The 16278-nt window shown below is 40.9% G+C and carries 14 protein-coding genes; 10 read left to right on the top strand and 4 right to left on the bottom strand.

The features are described from left to right. Positions 1 to 3: 3 nt before the first annotated feature. Together RT138_RS11950 and RT138_RS11945 are read left to right on the top strand one after the other, a co-directional pair. Complete coding sequence (locus tag RT138_RS11950) at positions 4 to 1350, top strand: hypothetical protein (protein WP_313190863.1); 1347 nt, start codon at positions 4 to 6, stop codon at positions 1348 to 1350. A 109-nt stretch (positions 1351 to 1459) separates the two neighbouring features. Continuing rightward, entirely contained in the window at positions 1460 to 2833 is a 1374-nt protein-coding gene (locus RT138_RS11945; RefSeq protein WP_313190862.1) for a PepSY-associated TM helix domain-containing protein, read from the top strand. Between the two features lie 131 nt (positions 2834 to 2964). Here the strand turns inward: RT138_RS11945 and RT138_RS11940 are convergent, their stop codons facing one another. Beyond that, complete coding sequence (locus RT138_RS11940) at positions 2965 to 3312, bottom strand: phage holin family protein (RefSeq protein ID WP_093100141.1); 348 nt, start codon at positions 3310 to 3312, stop codon at positions 2965 to 2967. Between the two features lie 152 nt (positions 3313 to 3464). On the opposite strand from RT138_RS11940, the gene RT138_RS11935 reads away from it, so the two are divergent. Next, positions 3465 to 3878 (top strand): DUF2147 domain-containing protein, encoded by a 414-nt coding sequence (locus RT138_RS11935; protein WP_093100194.1) that lies wholly within the window; start codon positions 3465 to 3467, stop codon positions 3876 to 3878. A 176-nt stretch (positions 3879 to 4054) separates the two neighbouring features. Further along, positions 4055 to 5245, top strand: coding sequence for a glycine C-acetyltransferase (kbl, locus tag RT138_RS11930; RefSeq protein WP_185212893.1), 1191 nt, complete (start codon positions 4055 to 4057; stop codon positions 5243 to 5245). Positions 5246 to 5303: 58 nt separating this feature from the next. Here kbl and RT138_RS11925 read toward each other — a convergent pair whose 3' ends face one another. Then, positions 5304 to 7430 (bottom strand): M3 family metallopeptidase, encoded by a 2127-nt coding sequence (locus tag RT138_RS11925; RefSeq protein WP_313190861.1) that lies wholly within the window; start codon positions 7428 to 7430, stop codon positions 5304 to 5306. Positions 7431 to 7590: 160 nt separating this feature from the next. Here RT138_RS11925 and RT138_RS11920 point away from each other — a divergent pair, with 160 nt between their 5' ends. From RT138_RS11920 to RT138_RS11895, 6 genes are all read left to right on the top strand, one after another. Beyond that, entirely contained in the window at positions 7591 to 8679 is a 1089-nt protein-coding gene (locus tag RT138_RS11920) for a DUF4407 domain-containing protein (protein ID WP_254526657.1), read from the top strand. 130 nt (positions 8680 to 8809) lie between these two features. Further along, positions 8810 to 9985: a P1 family peptidase gene (locus RT138_RS11915; protein WP_313190860.1), complete on the top strand. Its 1176-nt coding sequence runs from the start codon at positions 8810 to 8812 to the stop codon at positions 9983 to 9985. Beyond that, on the top strand, positions 9954 to 11066 hold the full coding sequence (locus RT138_RS11910; RefSeq protein WP_313190859.1) for a serine hydrolase domain-containing protein: 1113 nt from the start codon (positions 9954 to 9956) through the stop codon (positions 11064 to 11066). Before RT138_RS11915 ends, RT138_RS11910 begins: the two co-directional genes overlap by 32 nt. A gap of 13 nt (positions 11067 to 11079) precedes the next feature. Beyond that, a complete protein-coding gene (locus RT138_RS11905; RefSeq protein WP_313190858.1) occupies positions 11080 to 11832 on the top strand; it encodes an amino acid racemase in 753 nt (250 codons plus the stop codon). A 43-nt stretch (positions 11833 to 11875) separates the two neighbouring features. After that, positions 11876 to 12385, top strand: a complete 510-nt coding sequence (locus tag RT138_RS11900; protein ID WP_313190857.1) for an ecotin family protein — start codon at positions 11876 to 11878, stop codon at positions 12383 to 12385. A 90-nt stretch (positions 12386 to 12475) separates the two neighbouring features. Beyond that, positions 12476 to 13885, top strand: coding sequence for an aldehyde dehydrogenase family protein (locus tag RT138_RS11895; protein ID WP_313190856.1), 1410 nt, complete (start codon positions 12476 to 12478; stop codon positions 13883 to 13885). On the opposite strand, the gene RT138_RS11890 is transcribed toward RT138_RS11895, so the two are convergent. Together RT138_RS11890 and typA are read right to left on the bottom strand one after the other, a co-directional pair. Beyond that, on the bottom strand, positions 13882 to 14238 hold the full coding sequence (locus tag RT138_RS11890; protein WP_313190855.1) for a Rieske (2Fe-2S) protein: 357 nt from the start codon (positions 14236 to 14238) through the stop codon (positions 13882 to 13884). The genes RT138_RS11895 and RT138_RS11890 overlap by 4 nt on opposite strands. Before the next feature lie 103 nt (positions 14239 to 14341). Further along, positions 14342 to 16147 (bottom strand): translational GTPase TypA, encoded by a 1806-nt coding sequence (typA, locus tag RT138_RS11885; protein WP_313190854.1) that lies wholly within the window; start codon positions 16145 to 16147, stop codon positions 14342 to 14344. Positions 16148 to 16278 lie beyond the last annotated feature (131 nt).

Below are 16278 nucleotides of genomic sequence, written 5' to 3'. Positions count from 1 at the left end.
AACATGAAAACGAATCTATTAAAGTATGCAATACTTGCCACTGGTTTGATATTTAGCAGTTGTTCAAAAGACGGAGAAGGTCCGAAAGAAGTAACTGAAGACGATATACGTTGGATCACTGTTTCAGGTGCATTGATGGATGAGGAGCCAGGCGATGGTAATGCAGGAACCATGGTGTTCAGTATGAAGCCTGAGGAAGCAAAAAGTCCAGCATTTTCTGTAGATGTATTTGCGAATGGTCAGCACGTGAAATCTTCAAGGACAGCGCGTCTGCAAGCATCAGCTGATGGAAAATATTTATATAATATCCAATATACAGGTGATGATGGCGGTAATTTCAACAAATACAGGGTTCGTGGAGGGAAAAACTTTACCTCGGAAGGGCCTGAAGTAGAGACAGCTACTTATGTAAGTACAGCTCCACGTTGGTTGAAAGCAGCAGAAGGAGTTGGTATTGCAGTTAGAGCAGCAGCAAATGATGCCGTATATACAGGCCAGGCGCCAAACTTTGTATACCAAGAAAGAACGGCAAAAACGGATGTTATTTCATTGGATTTAAATGATCCTAAGATTACTAAAACCACCAAGTTCGACTTGAAATTAACAGCTGAAGAAGTTGCTGCTGGTTATTATGTAAGCCGTATTGATGTGCCTGTCATCAATAAAGCTGGAAATAAAGTCTTTATTGGAGCGGCCGTTTCAAAACATAATACTTCAAAATTCACTCTTGGAACTGATGGAAAACCAACTTGGGAAAATGATAGAAACGGTTTGAAAAGCTGGGCTAAAACTTTGGTGTTGGACTACCCTTCTTTGACAAATCCTAAAATCCTTACTTCCAACAAAACAAGAGGTAATACCAATGGATACCGTAGTACTCTTCAGTATGTAGGAACTGATGGTCATGTTTACCAAGCTACCTCAGGTGAAGCAGTAGGCGGTGGTGGTTCTAAGATCTTAAGAATCGATGGCGCAAGCAATGAATATGATGCTTCATTCGCATTCAGTTTAGATCAGGCTTTAGGAGTTAAAGATTCATACATCGAAACATGGAGATATGTAGGTGATGGAATCGGATACGTAGTGTACAATGTAGCTGGTAAGGGTGGGTATATTGCACGTGTAGATCTAAAAAATAATACCGCTAGAAAATATGACATTCCAAACCAAGACGAATTGAATTTCCGTCAGATCCAAAACATTGCATTGGAAGGGGATGATGTATTTATAGCTATCGCTCCAGTGGGTAAAGATGGAAACATCTATGTGTTCAACAGAAAATCCGGAGAGATGTCAGTGGGTGCAAAACTTGTGAATAAAACAGGTAACCAGTATATCGGAGTTTATTAAGATATCAACAAAATATTATATCAGGTGTGCAGAATCTTGCTCACCTGATTTTTCATTACAGAAGTATAAAGAGAAAATGAGTAAAAGAGTACAAAAAAAAACAACATGGATGAAAGTAAGGAAACTTTTCAACGACATCCATTTGTGGGGCGGTTTGATATCCGGGATCGTGGTTTTTATCGTTTGTATCACCGGTACAATCTATACCTATAACACCGAAATCAGGGCATGGGCAATGCCTGAATTCAATAAAGTGAAAGTTGAAGGACAGAAGAAAAATGCAGATCAATTGTTGGCCGCCGTTACACCGGAAGTAAAAGGTAAAATTGTAGGTGTAAAAGTACCTTATGCCGATAATGCTCCCACATTCTTCATGTACAATAAAAAAGAAAAGGATGCGGAAGGGAAAGATAAAGAAGGAAAAGAAGGAAAACCTGAAAACTCCAAAGGTCAAGAAGGACAAAAACCTGAAGGCCGGAAGGATGTAAAGGAAGGTGCAACAGCTGAAAAACCTCAGAAACCCGAAGAGGCAAAAGTCGGGGAAAGCAAAGGCCCTCAGAGAGCTGCCCCTGCCGGTCCAGGCGGTCCTGGTGGAGGTCGTGGACCAAGAGCCAACCAGTTGGCCGTAAATCCTTATACAGGTCAGGTAATCGGTGATCCTTCGGATGTGAAGACCAAGACTGCAGCGTTTATGCAAAAGATGTTCGGTTTGCACCGTTGGTTATTGTTGAATGAAATTGAAGAGCCGATCATTGAAGGTGTTGAAAACAGAAAACTTGGTTCTTGGATTACGGGAACAGCGACCTTATTGTTTTTGTTAGGCGTGATTACAGGTATCGTCATTTGGTTCCCAAATAAAATGAGAGCTTGGAAAAACGGATTAAACATCCGTTGGTCGGCGAATTGGAAAAGGCTCAATCATGACCTTCACAATACGCTGGGATTCTACAGCTGTATCATTCTGTTTTTGATGGCCGTTACGGGGCCATTTTGGTCATTTGATTGGTATCGTGCGGGCTGGCAAAAAACATGGGGTACCTATAAATCTCCAGATGCCCCAAAAGAAGAGAAAGCGGCCATCCTATCCACATTACCTGCAGATGGAAAGAAACCGATGAGCATCGAAGAGACCATTTTGGCCGTTAATAAAGTCCTGCCTTATGATGGTGATGTCACTATTAACTTTGCAAAAGATAGCTTAGGGACAGTTTCAGTCAGTAAAAACAGAACAGGTTTCTTTGCTCCTTCGGCTGGAGATAAATTAACCTTGGACCAGTATAGTGGAGAAGTGCTGGAGAGAGATGTCTTCCGAGAGAAACCATTTAATCAAAGGGCTTCTGCTTCCATAAAAGCATTGCATATCGGTGATATCTATGGTCCATTTACAAAATTGCTTTATTTTATTTCCTGTCTGATCGCAACCTCCTTACCGGTAACTGGCGTGATGATCTGGATTAATAAAATGAAAAAAACGAAAAAGTAATAGTAAAATTTCTCTTTATATCTAATGGGTTTGGCTGGCATGGTCAAGCCCATTTTTTTTTGTGCAAAACAGAAATGCCCAACCATTCAGCTGAGCATTCCGTTTGTTTTAAAATTAGCGGTTTTTTTGAGTTATTTATTATCGCTTCCCATACGTCCGATCAACATTTCGATAATCGCAACGATGATGGCAAAAAAGAACGCAGGCCAAAATCCTGCTACATCAAATTTCGAACCCATGATTTTATCTGAAAGCATAATCATCAAAACTGTAATGATAAATGATACCAGACCAAATGTTAACCAATTCAATGGGAAAGTAAATAAACGTAGAATTCCACCTACAATCGCATTCACCAAGCCAATAACTAAACCCGTTAGGATAGCCCATCCAAAACCAGCAACAGTTACTCCAGGAATAATCCACGATGCAATTGCAACTACTAAACCCGTAACTAATAGACTAATAATGAACCTCATAACTTAAATAATTTGTGTAGCTAAGAATTGTTCAAAATTAATGCCAATAAAGCGGTTTATTGGACGGTATTTTTAGGGGTAACAAAAATAATATTATGCTAACATAGAAAAATATATGTATATTCATCCAACAATTTTAAACATCAAAGGTTATGAGACAAATAGTTGCAACATTCTGCGCCCTATTATTCTCCATGGTATTATTCGCACAAAATAATGATCCAATTATTGGGAAATGGCAAAATCCAAGTGGGGAGGGAAGAATCGAAATCTACAAGAAGAACGACAAGTTTTTTGGCAAGCTTTATTGGGTTAAAGATGCCTCAAAAAAAGATGTGAAAAATCCTGATCCTAAATTGAGGAGCAGGAATATCCAAGGCTTAGAAATCTTAACCGATTTCAGTAAAGAAAGTAAAACCTATGTAGACGGTCAGATCTATGACCCTAAATCAGGAAAAACCTATAGCTGTAAAATGACCCTAAAGGGTGATGACCAGCTAGATATCCGAGGCTATATCGGAATTAGCCTTATCGGACGTACTGAAACCTGGAAGAGAGTTAAGTAATCAAAAAAAGAACTCAAAATGGAAAATGCCCCCAATAGTCTAACTATTCGGGGCATTTCCCTTTCATAATGGAGCTATAGTTCTGACTTTCATGGGATAATGAATTTAGGGCAAACGTTTTCGTAAGGGGGTGATATAAAAAAAGGTTATATTTATTGCGGATTAATTGAAATACTATGTATAAAACTCTAAAACCAGCCCTTGAAAAAGAACTTGCAGAGATTAAGGATGCAGGTTTGTACAAAGAAGAACGCATTATTGTAACTCCTCAGGGAGCAGATATCAAAATCAGTACAGGACAAGAAGTAATCAACTTCTGTGCGAATAACTACTTGGGACTGTCTTCACATCCTAAAGTTGTGGCGGCAGCAAAAGCGGCAATCGATAGCCATGGTTATGGAATGTCTTCGGTACGTTTTATTTGTGGTACTCAAGACGTCCACAAAGAATTAGAAGCTAAGATTTCAAAGTTCTTGGGAACTGAGGACACCATTTTATATGCAGCGGCATTTGATGCAAATGGAGGTGTATTCGAGCCATTGTTAGGTCCTGATGATGCAATCATCTCCGATGAGTTGAACCATGCTTCCATCATTGATGGAGTCCGTCTGTGTAAAGCGCAAAGATTCCGATACAAAAACTGCGATATGGAAGATCTAGAAGCACAATTAAAAGCTGCATCTGGCGCAAGACATAAGATTATCGTAACGGATGGTGCTTTCTCCATGGATGGATCCGTAGCGCCACTGGATAAGATCTGTGATCTAGCTGATAAGTACGAGGCTTTAGTTATGATCGATGAATCGCACTGTTCTGGTTTTATCGGGAAAACAGGCCGCGGAACCCATGAATTGTTCAATGTAATCGACCGTGTAGATATTATCACCGGAACGTTAGGAAAAGCTTTAGGAGGTGCATCGGGAGGATTCACTTCTGGACGCAAGGAAATTGTCGATATGCTTCGCCAGCGTTCTCGTCCATACCTTTTCTCCAACACATTGGCACCTGCTATTGCCGGCGCATCTGTTGCTGTCTTGGATATGTTGAGCGAAACAACCGAACTTCGTGATAAGCTAGAAGATAATACCAAATACTTCCGTGAGAAAATGACCGAAGCTGGATTTGATATCAAACCAGGCTTCCATCCCATCGTCCCAGTCATGCTTTATGACGCTAAATTAGCGCAAGAGTTTGCTTCCAAGATGTTAGATGAAGGAATTTATGTGATTGGATTCTATTATCCGGTAGTGCCTCAAGGAAAAGCACGTATCCGTGTGCAGATTTCTGCAGGACACGAAAAAGCACATTTAGATAAAGCTATTGCAGCCTTTACAAAAGTAGGTAAGGAATTGGGTGTGATTAAGTAATTCACACCTGATTAAAGCATAATAAAAGCGCCTGGGTTGTCCCAGGCGCTTTTTTTGATTAGTTCAATCCTCTCTTTTTCATCAAGTGGATTGGGTCCGGATCTGCACCGCGGAATTTGCGGTACATCTCAGCAGGATTTCCTGTGCCACCTCTTTCAAGGATGTTGCTACGGAAGGAAGCTGCTGTATTTTGATCGTAAAGACCTTTCTCTTTAAATGCAGCGAATGCATCTGAATCTAATACCTCAGACCAGATATAGCTATAATAACCTGCAGAATAGCCACCACTGAAGATGTGTTGGAAATAAGTACTTCTATAACGAGGGATAATAGCGTCGATCAGTCCAATTTTATCCATTGCCGATTTTTCAAACTCATCTGCTTTGGCTTTGATTGGAGCAGTAGCACTATGGTAGTTCATATCCAACATAGATGCTGCTAAATATTCAATGGTTGCAAAACCTTGGTCGAAGGTACCAGCTTGTTGCATTTTCTCGATCAATGCATCAGGGATTGCTTCTTTTGTTTGGAAATGCTTCGCATATGTTTTCAATACTTCAGGATCAGCAGCCCAATTTTCCATGATCTGCGAAGGAAGTTCAACGAAGTCACGAGGAACTGAAGTCCCTGCTAAGCTTCTGTATTTTACGTTAGAGAATAAACCATGTAGGGCGTGGCCAAATTCATGGAATAAAGTTGTTGCTTCATCAAAAGTCAACAATGCAGGGCTATCACCAACCGGTTTAGTAAAGTTACATACGATAGAGATCACAGGAGCAAGACGTTTTCCGTTCTCACGAGCTTGAGATCTATAAGATGTCATCCATGCTCCAGAACGTTTTGAAGCACGAGGGAAGAAATCAGCATATAACAACCCTAAATGAGAACCATCCTTATCACGAACCTCATAAACCTCAACCTCTGGGTGGTAAACTGGAACATTGTTCAAAGCGACAAAAGAAATGCCCCACAATTTGTTCGCAGTAGCAAAAGCACCTTCGCGAACGTCGGTTAAACTGAAATAAGGTTTAATTTCCTCCTCATTCAGAGCATAACGTTTTTGACGGATTTTCTCTTGGTAATATCTCCAGTCATATGGAGCCACTTTGAAAGTATCTTTAGCAGCTTCAATTTCTTTTTGAATATCCGCAGCTTCAGTTTTAGCTTTTGCTAAAGCTGGAGTCCATATCTTGTTCAACAGGGCATTTACGTTTGCAGGATTCTCTGCCATAGACTCCTCAAGCACATAAGCCGCATGAGAAGAATAACCCAATAATTTTGCTTTTTCCAGACGTAGGTTGGCAATCTTGATCAAGATATCTTTTGTGTCAGCATCATTGCCATTATTACCGCGCAATTGGTAAGCATCCCAAATCTTTTTGCGCAATTCACGGTAATCCGCATATTGCAAGAAAGGCATTACCGAAGGGTTCTGTAAAGTAAATAACCATTTACCGTCTTTTCCTTTAGCTTTTGCCTCAGCAGCTGCCGCAGCCTTCAATTCTTTTGGTAGTCCGGCTAAATCTTCTTCTTTGTCAACAACCATTTCAAAAGCATTGGTTTCAGCCAATAGGTTCTGACCATATTGAGTCGATAAAACAGAAAGTTCAGCATTGATTTTCTTTAATTTCTCTTTATCCTCATCTTTTAGGTTTGCTCCCGAACGAACAAATCCTTTGTATGTTTCTTCTAATAATTTTTGATCTTCAGCATCTAAACCAGCATTTGCTCTTTGGTCATAAACGGTTTTCACACGTTTGAAAAGCTCTGGGTTCAGATTGATCTCATCCCTATGCGCAGACATTACCGGGGCAAGGTCCTTTGCAATGGCTTGAATCGTGTCGTTTGTGTTAGCACTGTTCAAGTTGTAAAACACTGTCGATACACGGTTCAATAGTTGTCCTGCATTCTCTAATGCTAGGATGGTATTGGCGAAAGTAGCAGGTTCATCGATCTTCAAAATAGAATCAATTTCTGCCTCATGTACTTTCAAAGCCTCTTTAAAAGCAGGTCTGAAGTGTTCATCTTTGATCAGGTCAAAAGGAGGGACTTCAAAGTTAGTTTCGTACTTGGCTAATAATGGATTTTTCAAATCTACAGCTTCCTCTTTTTTAGTTTCGTTGTTACACCCTACTAACAAGCTGGCTATCACCATGCAGTAAGGTAAAAAAACTTTTTTATTCATTCTCTTCTAGTTTGTTTCAAATTTTGTGCAAAGGTACTAATTCTTTACTTAAGTATCCCATTCTTTGTAGCCAACAAACTACTAAGAATTTCTAAAATATTTGTTTAATTAGCTGTAACAAAAGTGAGTCGTTTGCGTCTAATTACTAAAGCTTTAACATATGAAGGATTTCTTTTTCTGGTGTGCTGGGGTACATAAGGAAACCTTGGACCGCTTCCCTGAGGAGCAGAATAAATATATAAGCATTGGTGCAACGATATTTTTCACTGGACTATTTGCCGCATTGGCAGGAGGCTATGCCCTGTATTTCGTATTTAGCGGTAGTTCATTTGCCATCTTTTTCGCCCTCCTTTTCGGGATGATCTGGGGTTTGGCCATCTTTAATCTCGACCGATATATCGTATTGAGCATAGACAAGAGCCGCAGTGGTTGGATGCAATTATTGCAGGCCCTCCCACGTATCTTGTTGGCCATCCTGATCGGTATGATCATTTCCAGGCCCCTGGAATTGAAAATCTTTGACAAAGAAATCAAAGAGCACCTACGCGCAGAATATCTGGTTCAACAGAACGCCAAAATTGACACCCTCAACAAGACTTTCGAAAATAAATACCGTGTTGAATATGCTCAGCTCAAGAATCTGACCACCCATGCCGATTCACTTGAAGCCAGTATCAAAACCTCTAGACAGCAATTGAACCATGAGATCTTCGGAACCAAAACCGATGAGACTTCTGGGGTGATGGGCTATGGTCCATATGCAAAAATGAAGGAAGAAAACCTCAATAAACAACAGGCTTATCTAGATAGCTTGAGAGGTCGATTGCAAACGAAAGAGTCGGAGCTGTTACAACGTAAAGCCTCGGAAGGTCTGATGAGCCAACGGATTCTGTCGGATAAATCCCTGGATAGTGCTGTAAATGTAGCTGGATTTGCCGACCGAAATGCCGCCTTGAGCAATCTTCACAAAAAACCGGACGGTACAGTGAATAAATCCACTGAAAATGCGGTAATCTTTATCGCTTTGCTATTTATCTTCTTCGAATGTTTGCCAGTTTTCGTCAAATTGATGAGCGGTCGTGATGCTTATGACAATGCCCTCAAAAATCAAAAAGAGGTGCACAACTATGAATCCAATACAGGAGTAACCGTGGAGAAAACCGCTATCGATAAAATAGACGATTATCGAATCGATGCCTCCATCAAGCGTAGAATGGACAAACTCCAGAAAGAATTTGTCGAAGATTAAACCGCCTATCTAAAGATTTCAGTATACTTGCCATTCAATTAAAGCTTTCATAATTCTATCCTTAAAAGGGATTATGAAAGTTCTGATTGGTCTATGAAACATAAACCATCAATAAAAACCAACAATTGATATGAGCAAGAGAAATCTGCTATTAACGCTTGCGTTAATGACCATTTTTAACCTAGGACAAGCACAAGAAAAAAGAGGTAGGATCAGGGACTTCGGCATTCAGATCGGTATTCTTCCAACAGGAACCAACAATGCCATTACCGATGTCGCCGGTGTAACCGTAGGACAAAAAACTATCATTAAAGGGGACTCGGTACGCACCGGAGTGACCGCGATCATTCCACATCAAGGAAATATCTTTCAGCAAAAAGTTCCAGCAGCTGTGTTTGTAGGCAATGGCTTTGGAAAAATGATGGGGATATCCCAGATTGAAGAACTTGGGAATATCGAGACGCCAATATTATTGACCAATACCCTGAATGCTCCTAAAGTTGCCAATGGCCTTATCGACTATATGCTATCCTTACCAGGAAATGAAAAGGTAAGATCGGTTAACTCCGTTGTAGGAGAGACCAATGATGGTGGATTGAATGACATCCGTGGCCGACATGTGGAAGCTGCAGATGTATTAGAAGCCATAAAAAGCGCTAGTACAGGAAAAGTATCCGAAGGGAATGTTGGGGCAGGAACTGGAACGGAATGCTTAGGCTATAAAGGTGGGATTGGAACCGCGTCCCGGAAACTTCCTGCATCTCGCGGCGGGTATACTGTTGGGGTGTTGGTGCAGACCAATTTCGGTGGGGTCCTGAGCATCAATGGTGCACCTGTCGGTCGTGAGCTCCACAATTATTACATGCAAGAACCCAAGGAAGCCAATAAAGTGGATGGATCCTGTATGATCGTTATTGCAACGGACGCTCCGCTGTCTGCTAGAAATCTGGAGCGATTAGCTAAACGTTCCTATATCGCATTCGGGAATGTTGGTTCATTCTCCTCCAATGGAAGTGGTGATTATTCCATCGCTTTCTCCACGAGCCCTTCAAACTTAATCCCTCACGAAAGCAAAAACATAACCTTAGAAACTACCGAGGTAGGCAATGATTATATGTCTCCGTTGTTTATGGCAGTTTGGGAAGCAACCGAAGAAGCAATCTTAAACTCCATGTTTATGGCTGAGGATATGAAGGGAATCAGAGGCCGGACTGTAAAGGCTATCCCAATCAAGGAAACACTAAATATTTTGAAAAAGTATAAGGCGCTAGACTATGATAAACTTCCTAAAGCTGTTCAAAAATAAGACGAAGATCGTCACTTTATGTGCTGCTTTTATTTCAGTAGGTTTTAGCAGTTCGGCTCAGGATAAATCTCTAACGCTGGATCAGATCGCCAAGCAACATCATATTCCAGCCATACAGCTCAATTATCAAAAGAATGGAAAAAACCACCTCTATCAGTATGGCAAAAAGAAACTGGATAGTAACTCCCCAATTGATCAAAATACAGTTTTTCAGGCTGCATCCCTGACCAAGGTCGTTGCGACCTATACTTTTCTGAGGTTGATGGACAAAGGCTTGATCGAACTGGATAAACCTCTTTGGAGCTATTACCAATATGATCGCCTAGCAAATAACCCAAACAGAGATAAGATTACGGCAAGGATGGTATTGACCCACCGCACCGGCTTTCTGAATTGGGAAGGTGATGTTCCCTCGGATGCATGGAGAAAGTCTCCCTTAACCTCCCAATTTGAGCCAGGAACTGATTATATGTATTCTGGTGAAGGATTTTATTTCCTGCAGGAGACCATGGAGCACATCACAGGCAAGTCCTTCCAACAATTGGTCGAAGAGGAAGTTCTGATTCCCATGAAAATGAAAAACTCGGCTATTGTATGGAAAGATGAACTGGAAACTAATGCCGCCTATGGACATTACGAAGATAATAAGCCGAGAAAGTTAGGGAAATATAGAAAGAGCAATGCTGCTTATACCCTATATACAACGGCTGAAGATTATAGCAATTTCATTAGCAAATACATCTTTGATGGTTTTGGCCTGAAGAAAAAGACCCATCAATTGGCTTTGAGCCGATTGGCAGAGGCAAAGAAAGGCAAGGAAATCAGTCCGGATGATAAATATGTTCCTTGTGCATTAGGCATGCGGATACAGATCAATGAATTAGGGACTGCCTATTGGCATACCGGATCAAACCCAGGATTTCGCTGTTTCTTTTTGGCTTATCCCAAAAGCAAGGAAATACTGGTTGCCTTTACCAATACTGATAATGGATTTGTAGCGATTCCCGATATATTGGCGTTATTTTTGAACAATAATCAGACATTCTGGATGTACAAATGGCGCCAGGGTGAGTTAGACTAAAAAGGATAAGATTATGATTGGAATTGTTGGAGGTGTCGGTCCATTGGCTGGTGTCGACATCTTAAAAAAAATAATAGAAGAGACCAATGCAAGAAGGGATCAAGATCACTTACCGGTATTATTATCTTCGCAATCGCATAGAATACCTGATAGAACTGACTATCTTTTAGGTAAAGAACCTATTAATCCAGGCCTTGCGATTTCTGAAATAGCGTTAGAACTGGAAAGAGCAGGGGCTACCGTTGTTGGGATTCCTTGCAATACAGCCCATTCGCCTCGGATTTTTGAGGTAATCCAAGAGGAATTGGCCAAGCATAATTCTAAAATCCAACTTCTGCATATGGTGGCTGAAACTGCCAAGTTCATTCAGGAAAAATTTCCTGGATCAACGGTCGGTGTGCTTTCTACCATCGGAACCCGCAATACCGGTCTCTATAAACAGGTTATTGAAAGCTATGATCTAACCTGTATCGAGCCAAACGATGTGCTGCAAAATAAGGTCCATGCGGCCATTTATGATGAAACCTATGGTATCAAGGCATTTTCTTCGCCGGTTACCAACAGGGCGCATGATCAGTTGGTCGCGGCCATCCAAGAGCTGAAGGGGCAAGGTGCTCAAGTGATTATCCTGGGATGTACAGAATTGCCATTGGCCCTACGTGAAAAAACTTATTATGGTTTGCCGGTCATTGATCCGAACCGCATCTTGGCTAGGTCATTGATTCAAGCGATAAACCCTACGAAATTGAACCCTGTAGCGGATTAGGGCTAGCTTACGTATTATGTAGACATAATAAAATTTGAAAAACATGAAACAAAGTAAAGTACCAGCTCTTTTGATTTTAATGCTAGGCTTATTTTTAATGCCAAATGCATCTAATGCCCAAGAAATGTTAATGAAAATAAATACCGATATTTTCCCTGCTCCTGAAAAAGGCTTTAAAAGGATGGTCATTGAAGTACCTTACTCTGAAGCAGACAACAATAAAAAGATTGAATTCAGCGTAGGTAAGATGATGGAGGTTGACGGTTGTAACCATTTTGGATTAAATGGCACGATCGAAACGAAAGATTTGGAAGGTTGGGGATACAATTACTATGTGTTCAAAACCAACGGAGATGTTATTTCTACCCAAATGGCATGTCCTGGTGCACCTGCAAGAAATCTTTTCGTATCGGCGCAGCCTACTTTGGTGCAATACAATGGCAAAATGCCGATCGTAGTCTATGTTCCTGAAGAATATGATGTACGATTCAAGATCTATACTAGTACAGACGAGGTTTACCGTGCGATGGAAGACAAACCTAGCAAAAAGTAATACCCCGATTCAATAAAGACTTAAAAACCCAGACATGAATTTGACCTGGGTTTTTGTTTTATTGCTTATTTTTATTCTTCAGGCAATAATATGGCATATAATACCCTTTCAGAAATAGACAAAATCTACCAGTCCCAACTTAAAAACAAATCGGCTATAAAACATAGTACCGCTTATAAAAGAATAGGTTGGATCAAGAAATTAATAGATACCATCAATAGGGAAGAAAAGGCCATTGAGCAGGCTCTATATCAAGATTTTCATAAATCCGGAATTGAGACGGCCATTACGGAGATCTTGGTGGTTCAGCTGGAGCTGAAACATATCGCCAAGAAACTGCGAGGCTGGATGAAAGACAAGAAGGTTCGTCGTTCATTGGTGATGCCCAATGTCAGCGCCTATTTGCATTATGAGCCCAAAGGAAACGCTTTGATCATCACGCCATGGAATTACCCCTTTCAGCTCCCGTTAGTCCATCTGGCGGCCTGTATTGCCGCAGGAAACACAGCTATCCTAAAGCTCTCTGAATTTTCTCCGAATAGCAACCAAGTCCTCAAAAAAATAATCGCCGAGGTCTTTCCAACTGATCATATTGCCGTCATTGAAGGAGCTGTTGAGGAAACAACCCATCTCCTGAACCTAAAGTTCGATCATATCCATTTTACAGGTTCGTCTAAAGTGGGAAAGATCGTCATGGAAGCTGCAAGTAAGCACCTGACGGATATTACCCTGGAACTTGGAGGCAAGTCACCAGCGGTAATCGATAAAAATGTCAACCTGAGACAGGTCGTTAAAAACCTGATCTGGGCCAAGTTTATCAATGCGGGCCAGACCTGTATTGCACCAGATTACATCCTTGCCCATAGACATCAGAAACAACAGCTTGAAGAGATCTTTAAGGTCGAAATCGAAGAAGCTTTCGGCAAGGATGCCTTTAATTCACCGGATTATGCCCGAATAATTAACGAAAAGCAGTTTGAAAGGCTTAACCAAGCCCTAGATTCAGCAAAACAGTTAGGAGCCAATGTCATTGCTGGAGGCAAGACCGATGGAAGGACCAAGTACATTGCCCCAACGGTAGTCACCAATGTGGCCGCCAATAATCCCCTCATGACCGACGAGATCTTCGGCCCAATTCTGCCCATTGTATATTATGCACAGATTCAAGAAGCCATTGACTTTATCAATGCTAAGGAAAAGCCATTAGCCTTGTACCTGTTCAGCAAAGATTCGAATTTCAATAAACATATTATCCGGAATACAAGTGCTGGATCAACCTGCATAAATGATGCGGTCATCCAGATTATGCAACCTAATCTTCCTTTTGGAGGGGTAAACAATTCTGGTTTGGGGCAATCCACAGGTTGGTATGGCTTAAAGGCGTTCTCCCATGAAAGAGCCGTTGCAGATGTCAAGATCCTCCCGCTATCGTCCATGTTCTGGTATCCTTACACGGAAAAGACCAGCAGGATGTTGCAATGGATCAGACGTTTATTCTAACCAAATATCTTGTTCCATAGGCTCTTCTTGATGCCTACATAAAAATCCCCGTCTTCTTTTTTCAAAGGATAGACCCGGATAAAGTCATGTTGAGGTTCATCTCCTTTGCCAGTCTCCAGATTGAATCGATGCCGATGAAAAGGACAGACTAATTTACCTTCCTCACACCATCCTTTTGTCAGATCTGCTCCTGCATGCGGACAGCGGCTTGATGTAACCGATAGGACATCTCCTTCTTTGATCAAACAGAGCTTTTTACCTGCCACATGCAAAGCCTTCACATAATTTCGGCTCTCATCAATTTTTATAGGCACTTTATGCCATTCTAAATCATCATCTTCAAAATTCTCCATCAGCTGCAAGATTTAATAATTTATAGCAAGTTAAGAAATGACATCAACAAAAAAGAGGCAAACCCTTGGGTATGCCTCTTATATTTTCAGCTAAAGTTAAATTCTAAACGAATTTCTTAGCATTTACTTTACGTTCGTTTTCAGTAAGGTAGATCTTACGCAAGCGGATACTTTGAGGAGTAACCTCGATGTATTCGTCAGCTTGGATATATTCCATACATTCTTCCAAAGAGAATTTAATTGCTGGAGCAATACGTGTGTTGTCATCAGAACCAGATGCACGCATGTTTGTCAATTGTTTTCCTTTAGTCACGTTGATTGTTAAATCGTTGTCACGGATATGCTCTCCCAAAACCTGTCCTTCATAGATCTCAACTCCTGGATCCACAAAGAAACGTCCGCGGTCTTGTAATTTATCGATTGAATAAGCCGTTGTAGAACCTGTATCCAAAGAGATCAATACACCAGCCATACGACCAGGGATTGTTCCTTTCCAAGGCTCGTATCCTTTCAGACGGTGCGCCATTACAGCCTCACCAGCAGTAGCAGTCAATACGTTGTTACGTAATCCGATGATACCACGGGAAGGGATAGAGAATTCAAGGTGTTGCATCTCGCCTTTAGTTTCCATAATCAACAACTCACCTTTACGTTGAGTTACCAATTCGATCACTTTACCAGAAACTTCAGCAGGTACATCAACTACCAACTCTTCGATCGGCTCATGTTTCTGACCGTTGATTTCTTTTACGATTACCTGTGGTTGTCCTACTTGTAATTCATAACCTTCACGACGCATTGTTTCGATCAATACGGACAAGTGAAGAATACCACGACCATATACCAACCATGCGTCTGGAGAATCAGTAGGAACAACGCGTAATGCTAAGTTCTTTTCTAATTCTTTTTGAAGACGGTCATAGATATGACGTGATGTTACGAATTTACCTTCTTTACCAAAGAAAGGCGAGTTATTGATGGTAAACAACATGTTCATTGTTGGCTCATCAATGTGCATAACTTCTAATTGCTCTGGGTTTTCGAAGTCTGCAATGGTATCACCGATTTCAAAACCATCGATACCTACTACAGCTACGATATCACCTGCATGAACTTCTGAAACTTTAACACGGCCAAGTCCTTCAAACAATTGAAGTTCTTTCACGCGAGATTTTACAATCTTGCCATCACGTTTTACCAATGATACCGGTTGGTTCTCTTTGATGGTTCCTCTAACCACACGGCCGATCGCGATACGACCAACGAATGTAGAGTAATCCAATGAAGTTACTTGCATCTGCAATGTGCCTTCAGAGATTTTAGGAGCAGGAATATGTGCAATGATTGCTTCTAACAATTCCGTGAAGTCAGTCGTTGGTTTAGTCCAATCAGTTGACATCCAGCCTTGTTTTGAAGAACCGTATAATACAGGGAAATCTAATTGATCTTCAGTAGCACCTAAGCTAAAGAACAGATCAAATACATTTTCGTATACCTCTTCTGGACGACAGTTCTCTTTGTCTACTTTGTTTACCACAACAATAGGTTTGATCCCTAAAGCCAAAGCCTTACCGGTAACAAATCTTGTTTGAGGCATCGGACCTTCAAAAGCATCCACCAAAAGAACAACACCGTCAGCCATTTTCAATACACGCTCAACCTCACCACCGAAATCGGCGTGACCTGGAGTATCAATAATGTTGATCTTGGTGTCTTTGTATTTAACAGATACGTTTTTAGACACGATGGTAATACCACGCTCACGCTCCAAGTCGTTGTTATCCAGGATTAATTCCCCTGAAGTTTCATTGTCCCTGAATTGATTGGTGAAGTGTAAGATCTTGTCAACTAGGGTAGTTTTACCGTGGTCAACGTGCGCGATGATCGCTATGTTTCTGATATTCTGCATTGAGCAATAATGTGTTATTAAAAATAAGAGGTGCAAAGATATACATTTTGCACCTCATTTTTTACTAATTGCTATTAATATTTTATTAGCATGTCGTTTATTTATGATTAATTCTCAAACAGTTGGGTCAA

It is taken from the genome of Sphingobacterium sp. (assembly GCF_032065005.1).
Lineage (GTDB): Bacteria > Bacteroidota > Bacteroidia > Sphingobacteriales > Sphingobacteriaceae > Sphingobacterium.
The sequence above is the reverse complement of the archived record's forward strand: the minus strand, read 5'-3'. Positions and strand labels throughout refer to the sequence as shown.